The sequence below is a fragment of the Heliobacterium mobile genome, from assembly GCF_009720735.1.
GTDB lineage: Bacteria > Bacillota > Desulfitobacteriia > Heliobacteriales > Heliobacteriaceae > Heliobacterium > Heliobacterium mobile.
On sequence record NZ_WNKU01000057.1, the window covers coordinates 1 to 6,588 of the forward strand.

Here is a 6,588-nt window from a genome sequence, read left to right on the forward strand (position 1 = left end):
GTCGAGCAGGGACGAAAGTCGGGCTTAGTGATCCGGCGGTATTGAGTGGAAAAGCCGTCGCGCAACGGATAAAAGCTACCTCGGGGATAACAGGCTTATCTCCCCCAAGAGTCCACATCGACGGGGAGGTTTGGCACCTCGATGTCGGCTCATCGCATCCTGGAGCTGAAGTCGGTTCCAAGGGTTGGGCTGTTCGCCCATTAAAGCGGTACGTGAGCTGGGTTCAGAACGTCGTGAGACAGTTCGGTCCCTATCCATCGCAAGCGGAGGAAGTTTGACGGGAGCTGCCCCTAGTACGAGAGGACCGGGGTGGACCGACCGCTGGTGTCCCAGTTGTCGTGCCAACGGCAGCGCTGGGTAGCTATGTCGGGAGCGGATAAGCGCTGAAAGCATCTAAGCGCGAAACCGACCCAAAGATGAGACTTCCCACTACGGCAAGTAGGTAAGACCCCAGGAAGATGACCTGGTCGATCGGCCCGAGATGTACACGCCGTGAGGTGTTCAGTCGACGGGTACGAATTGGTCGAGGACTTGACCTTACATCGCTTTACGATAAATTGACTCTGTGTAGTTTTGATGGGGTAGAAAAGAAGCCATGGTATAATGAACCATGGCTTCTTTCGGTATATTCCAAACCGACTATTTACATAAACTCTCTTGCACTCACTAAAATCAGAATCTAAGATAACGACACAGACGGAAACAAAGGGTAAAAATCCCCCAATGGGGAGCGGAAGTAATCGAATAAGCATAATAAGCACAGTGACACTCCAGAGCAGGAAGCCAGCTCGGAGGATATGGACAAGCATTAGGCAAAGTAAATCGAGATACTTGGATTTTTATCCACTGATATAAAGCCAGGGTAGGTTTAATCCTTACCTTGGCTTTTCATTGTCCTTATGTGTCGACTGGAGATAAACCACTCGATGAGTCTATGGGCGATGCTAAAACTGGCAGGACGAGTCGGTAGATGGTCTACAGAAAACCAATCGGCATGCCCAATTTCTACGGGGTCGATCGTAATTTCACCGGCGGCATACTGTGCGGTGAAGCCGATCATGAGTGAATCGGGGAAGGGCCACGGTTGGCTGCCAAAGTACTGAATATGATCGACCTCAATACCGACTTCCTCTTTAACCTCTCGCTTTACACAGTCTTCTAGTGTCTCGCCTGGCTCGACGAATCCGGCAAGCACACTGTACCATTCAGGCTGTGGAACCCGATTGGGGCGAGCCAACAGGATCTGATCGTCTTTGACGACGGCGACGATAATGGCCGGGGAGATGCGGGGGTAGACGAGATGACCGCAGTTTTCGCACTGTAAGGCGAGTTCATGGGACGACATCGTTAGAGGACGACCGCAGCAACCGCAAAACTGATTTTTCTCCAACCATGTGAAGATGTGTAGTGCACGCATGGCCAGAAAGAAATGCTGTTCCTCGATACGTCCATAGAGTCGCCGTAAGTCTGTGTAGGAAAAGCCTTGCGGCGGTTGGGTGTCCCCGATAGATGCCACATAAACGCTATTTTCGTCTACCTGACCGATCGGTTGGATTGTTGATAGTTCCATATTTGTGGATTCAATATCGTCTTGAGTAACGATGTGAGCTATACCCTCGACTTCTTTTATTAGAACCTCACTGTTGTTGAAGATAAACCAGTATGTATGTTTCTCCATCCCGTCGCCACCTTAACACGAATTACTGTCCCTTGCTTCATAGTAGCATAATCTACAGGGAATGGAGTGGTCCTTCAAAAAGCTTTACCTACCGAAAGCTTTAAGCAGGATACAGGGTTTATGGTTTGCTTTCATATATAATTGAAGTAGACTATCGAAATAGATTATTGAAGTAGGAAGGGGACTGAACCCTAACGCATGAGTTCAGTCCCTTTTTATACTGCTTGAGATCAGCAGAAACACCCCGATAAGGGAGCCTCAAATTCTTATTTCCGATAGACGATCCCCTCCGCCGTAGCCACAAGATCATCTTCGCCGTCACGGACCTCTATCCGGTAAAAACCGATCTTACGCGTCTTCTTTTCTTCTCTGGCGATGGCGGTAAGCGTTTCGCCTTCTCGAGTGGCCTTCATATAGCTAACATTCACGTTTAATCCAAGGGCAGTTGGGCCGTAAATGTTACTAGCAGCAGCAAAGGCAATATCGATGAGGGAAAAGACAGCGCCGCCGTGAGTCAAGCCCTTTCCATTCAATAAAGGGGGAGTGACTAGGAGAGTCGCCTTGGCATAACCGGGGCCCACCTCATCCAGAGAGATGCCCAGGTGCTGGGCCAGTGCATCCCGTTCCATAAAGCCTTGTCGGTAGGAGGCTTGGTCGAGGAAGGTCTCTTCTTCCTTGGATACCCGTTCCGTCATCTGTCACCATTCCTTCCTTAACTTTCCTTTTAACCATAGCGCTGTGCTGCCTAAATGTAAAGGGATTTAAAGGCGACGTAAGTTCGGACGGCCCTATTATTTTAGTTTCATCGCTTGAATCAGTGCTTGTACGGCTTTGATGCAGGTAACTGGCTTATTTTGCCCCATATGATGGATACATACAATTCGATATACTGAAAGGGACTGAATGAATATGAATAGGGCTTAGGGAGGGAATCGTGAATGAACAAAAATGCAAAGTATATCTTCGTGATACTATCGATCGTCGGTGCTTTTGTATTAGGCAGGATGATCTTCGAGCTTCCTTTTCCTCCTGATGCGGCTGTTCCAAGAGTAAACACAGCAACGGAGAATAGCCTTATCGTGAACATCACCCAACTTCGCGAAGTGGCAAACTTAGTGACTTATGAATATACCGGGCAGGCGATGATCAATTTTAAAGATCATAAAAGGCTCGATGCCTACGGGTTTTCTTTCGATCTTCCTTTTACAGACCGGCAATATGTAGCTGTTGGTCAGGCCAAAGTGGCTGCCGGAATTGACGCCAATAAGATGGATGTCAAAGAGGTTCAGGGAAAAAAAGTGACCATTGCGATACCGAAAGCTACAATCCGCTATAAAGAATGCCTGCCCGATACTTGGGAGGTACTCGTAGATAAGCGGAGCATACGAAAACTATCGAGAGATGAGATCCATAAGCTCGAGAATGATGCCTTAGTCGATTTCACCAATACTGCGATGGAGCAGGGGATTTTGGATAAGGCCGAAGAGAAGGCCAAAGAAACCATCGAAAAGATGCTGAAAGAGGCGGGAGCTACGGAGGTTTCTTTTATCCTGTTGCCATAGGCCCAACTCATCGAGAACGCTGACTATACTCACGCAGTAGGTTTGCAGCGGAGGTATACCTGTACTATAATGGAAGATATATCTCTACTCTGGATATCCCTGTTCAAAAGAAGCGGCCTAATAAAACTCTTCGCTACTTTGAAGTTGTTAAGAAAATATGTTCTAAGGGAGGAACTGAACACCTATGGCGCTGATCAACGAAAACTATCTCAAGTTGCCTGGTAGCTACCTATTTTCCGAAATTGGCCGGAGAGTCAACCAATTTAAAAAGGACAACCCGGAAGCCGACATCATCCGCTTAGGGATTGGTGATGTGACGCGGCCCCTTTCGCCGGCTATCGTCGAGGCGATGAAACAGGCCGTCGAGGAAATGGGTCGTTTCGATACGTTCCGAGGCTACGGCCCCGAGCAAGGTTATGATTTCCTGCTCCAGAAAATCATCGACAACGACTTTACGTCTAGAGGGATTAATCTGGACATCGATGAAGTCTTCGTTAGCGATGGTTCCAAGCCTGATACGGCCAACTTCCAGGAAATCCTCGGTCTCAACAACGTCGTCGCCGTGACCGACCCCGTCTATCCGGTCTATGTCGATAGCAACGTCATGGCTGGCCGTTCCGGACAATTAAACGAAAAAGGTCAGTTTGACAATATCGTTTACCTGCCTTGCACAGAAGAAAACGGCATGAAGCCCCAACTGCCCAAAACCCGTGTCGATATGCTCTATCTCTGTTTCCCCAACAACCCCACAGGGATGACCCTGACCAAAGATGAGTTGAAGCAATGGGTCGATTATGCCCGGGAAAACAAGTCGATCATTTTATATGATGCGGCCTATGAAGCTTTTATCCAGGAAGAGAACATTCCCCGCAGCATTTACGAGATCGAAGGTGCCCGCGAGGTAGCTGTTGAATTCCGCAGCTTCTCCAAGACAGCCGGCTTTACCGGTACCCGCTGTGCCTATACGGTCGTGCCGAAGGAAGTCATGGCCTACGATTCCAACGGGAATGCCCACAGCTTGAACAAGTTCTGGCTGAGAAGACAGACGACTAAGTTCAACGGCGTCTCCTATCCTGTGCAAGCGGCGGCCGCGGCCATCTATTCTGAAGCGGGCCAACAGCAGATCCAGGAGAATATCCGTTACTACATGGAGAATGCCCGGTTGATCCGGGAAGGCCTGATCAACCTTGGATACAAGGTGTTTGGCGGTGTGAACGCGCCCTACATCTGGCTGAAGACTCCCGATAACTTGGGCTCCTGGGAGTTCTTCGACAAGCTCTTAAATCAAGCGAACGTCGTGGGAACCCCTGGTGCCGGTTTCGGCGCCAGCGGAGAGGGATATTTCCGTTTGACCGCTTTCGGCACCCGGGAAAACACCGAAAAAGCCCTGGAGCGGATCAAGACCAGAATGTAGAATGAGGTTCACCGAATCCATGTGGGTAAAAACCACGTGGAAATCGGGGTTTAGGGGAATTACATGTAATCATAGAAAACGCCGGAAGAGCAACTTCTTCCGGCGTTTTCTAATTCTTTGCGTCTCACCGTTTCACTTCACCGTCTTATTATCGCATTAACTCTGCCTGTGAAACGTCGATAAGCTCACTCAGGGTGAGAGGAATAGCCCTCGTATTGTGGAATTATTTGATGTACAGAACAGATGGAGGACAAGGAATTGAATACAGAGCCTAGCCTTACCCCAAAAGAGTTGCGACGCAGCGTCTGGTCAGGCACGGAAATCTTGCGCAAATTTCATAGTATCCTTATCGGCTGTGTCCTTGCCAGTATCGGCATTATCTTACTTCGTCACGCTCACCTGGTGACTGGGGGAACGCCCGGGCTGGCCTTGAGTTTGTCTTATCTTTTTAACGCATCCTTTTCCACGGTGTATCTGCTCGTGAATATCCCCTTTTATATCCTATCGATCATGCGGATGGGATGGAGTTTTACCTTGTCGACTTTTGTGGCGACGTTGATCCTCTCTGTAACAACGATGGCCGACCGCTTGTTTCCGGTGTTCACTGTTCCAGACTGGGCGGGCGCCCTTTTCGGCGGGGCTTTTGTCGGCGTTGGCTTGTCTTATCTGTTTTTGAACGGATCTTCCTTGGGCGGGGTCAATATCCTTGTTCTCTATTTCCATAAACGCTTTGGTTGGGATCCGGGCAAGATCACCTTCGTCATCGACTTCTCCGTCGTCATGTCCGCCCTTTACTCGGTAGGGTTCGTTAAAGGTGCCTATTCGGTGTTGTCCGTCGTCATCTTATCGTCCATCATCAGCTTTTCGAAGGGGCGTTTTCCGGTCCGGTATAAGCCGGAAGTGAGCCTTCGCTCTATGGGGACGCAGGAGAACCACTTACATGGAGGTAAACGGTAACAGTGAGGGAGGGTGTTTAAAGTGACCAAGGTCGCCCTTAGTGTTATTGCAATCACGATCGTTTTAGTTTTCACAGTTGCGTTAGTCGCCAAGTATCTGTTCAACCAGATGGTAATCGATGAAGTCAGAGACCTTCTGAAGGGGAAAAAGGAGCATACAAACGAAATTATCCGACAAGAGGATGTAGCGGAGTTGCCTTTGCCGGTTCGAAAATGGCTGGAGCGATCGAAGGTCGTCGGGAGGGTGCCTGTTCGGACCGTACGGTTGGAACAAAAGGGGTTTTTGAGGACCAAAGCCGATCAGCCCTGGATGCCCATGCAAGCGGAACAATACATATCAACCGACGAGCCGGGATTTGTGTGGAAGGCGAATATTCAAACGGCACCGCTCTTGTACTTAGTGGGTAAAGATAAGTATCAAAACGGTAAAGGGAGCATGCTGATCAAATTTCTCGCCCTAGTGCCGGTCGTGGATTCGAAGGGACCGGAGATCGATCAAGGGACACTGTTGCGGTATCTTGGCGAGTGCATATGGGTCCCTTCGGCCGTATTGAGTGAGTATATCACCTGGGAAGAAGTTGATATGAATAGCGCTAAAGCGACCATGAGTTACGGAGGGGTAACCGCGTCGGGCACGTTTACGTTTGACGAAAAAGGCGATGTCATCCAATTCAGCGCTCGCAGATACATGGAAAGTAGCGGCGAATATCGGTTAGAGGACTGGGTCTGTGTCGTCAAAGGGTATCAGGAATTCCAGGGGATCCGGGTGCCGATTCAGTGCAGCATCATCTGGAAGCTAAATAGCGGCGACTTTGAGTGGTTTCAGTTAGAGGTTACCGATATCGAGTACGACCAAGGCTTTGTTGAACCGTAAGAAGGCCTATTAAAGGGACGAATTACTTAACTCAACTTTCGCACACCGAAAAACCCAGTCGAGCCTTGAATTGACAGGGTAAATCAGCAATAAAGTTATCGAAG

The 6,588-nt window shown here is 49.2% G+C and carries 6 protein-coding genes and 1 rRNA gene; 5 read left to right on the plus strand and 2 right to left on the minus strand.

The window, feature by feature from the left end; translation table 11 throughout:
- Nucleotides 1-539, plus strand: a 23S ribosomal RNA gene (locus tag GJ688_RS19010); the annotation flags it as partial.
- Between the two features lie 329 nt (nucleotides 540-868).
- On the opposite strand, the gene nudC is transcribed toward GJ688_RS19010, so the two are convergent.
- Together nudC and GJ688_RS19020 are read right to left on the minus strand one after the other, a co-directional pair.
- The gene (gene nudC, locus GJ688_RS19015) at nucleotides 869-1,678 is read right to left on the minus strand and encodes an NAD(+) diphosphatase (protein ID WP_155478091.1); all 810 of its coding nucleotides are present in this window, start codon (nucleotides 1,676-1,678) and stop codon (nucleotides 869-871) included.
- Between the two features lie 266 nt (nucleotides 1,679-1,944).
- On the minus strand, nucleotides 1,945-2,373 hold the full coding sequence (locus GJ688_RS19020; RefSeq protein ID WP_235911127.1) for a PaaI family thioesterase: 429 nt from the start codon (nucleotides 2,371-2,373) through the stop codon (nucleotides 1,945-1,947).
- Between the two features lie 243 nt (nucleotides 2,374-2,616).
- Here GJ688_RS19020 and GJ688_RS19025 point away from each other — a divergent pair, with 243 nt between their 5' ends.
- From GJ688_RS19025 to GJ688_RS19040, 4 genes are all read left to right on the plus strand, one after another.
- Nucleotides 2,617-3,240, plus strand: coding sequence for a DUF4230 domain-containing protein (locus GJ688_RS19025; RefSeq protein WP_155478092.1), 624 nt, complete (start codon nucleotides 2,617-2,619; stop codon nucleotides 3,238-3,240).
- 184 nt (nucleotides 3,241-3,424) lie between these two features.
- The gene (locus GJ688_RS19030) at nucleotides 3,425-4,654 is read left to right on the plus strand and encodes an LL-diaminopimelate aminotransferase (RefSeq protein ID WP_155478093.1); all 1,230 of its coding nucleotides are present in this window, start codon (nucleotides 3,425-3,427) and stop codon (nucleotides 4,652-4,654) included.
- A gap of 258 nt (nucleotides 4,655-4,912) precedes the next feature.
- Nucleotides 4,913-5,611: a YitT family protein gene (locus tag GJ688_RS19035; protein WP_170292163.1), complete on the plus strand. Its 699-nt coding sequence runs from the start codon at nucleotides 4,913-4,915 to the stop codon at nucleotides 5,609-5,611.
- A 21-nt stretch (nucleotides 5,612-5,632) separates the two neighbouring features.
- Nucleotides 5,633-6,484, plus strand: coding sequence for a DUF6544 family protein (locus GJ688_RS19040; RefSeq protein WP_207708847.1), 852 nt, complete (start codon nucleotides 5,633-5,635; stop codon nucleotides 6,482-6,484).
- The last annotated feature ends 104 nt before the right edge of the window (nucleotides 6,485-6,588 follow it).

Excerpts from the sequence above, each read along its gene's own strand:
- nudC (WP_155478091.1), bottom strand. The coding sequence starts at position 1,678 with ATGGAGAAACATACATACTGGTTTATCTTCAACAACAGTGAGGTTCTA.
- GJ688_RS19020 (WP_235911127.1), bottom strand. The coding sequence starts at position 2,373 with ATGACGGAACGGGTATCCAAGGAAGAAGAGACCTTCCTCGACCAAGCC.
- GJ688_RS19025 (WP_155478092.1), top strand. The coding sequence starts at position 2,617 with ATGAACAAAAATGCAAAGTATATCTTCGTGATACTATCGATCGTCGGT.
- GJ688_RS19030 (WP_155478093.1), top strand. The coding sequence starts at position 3,425 with ATGGCGCTGATCAACGAAAACTATCTCAAGTTGCCTGGTAGCTACCTA.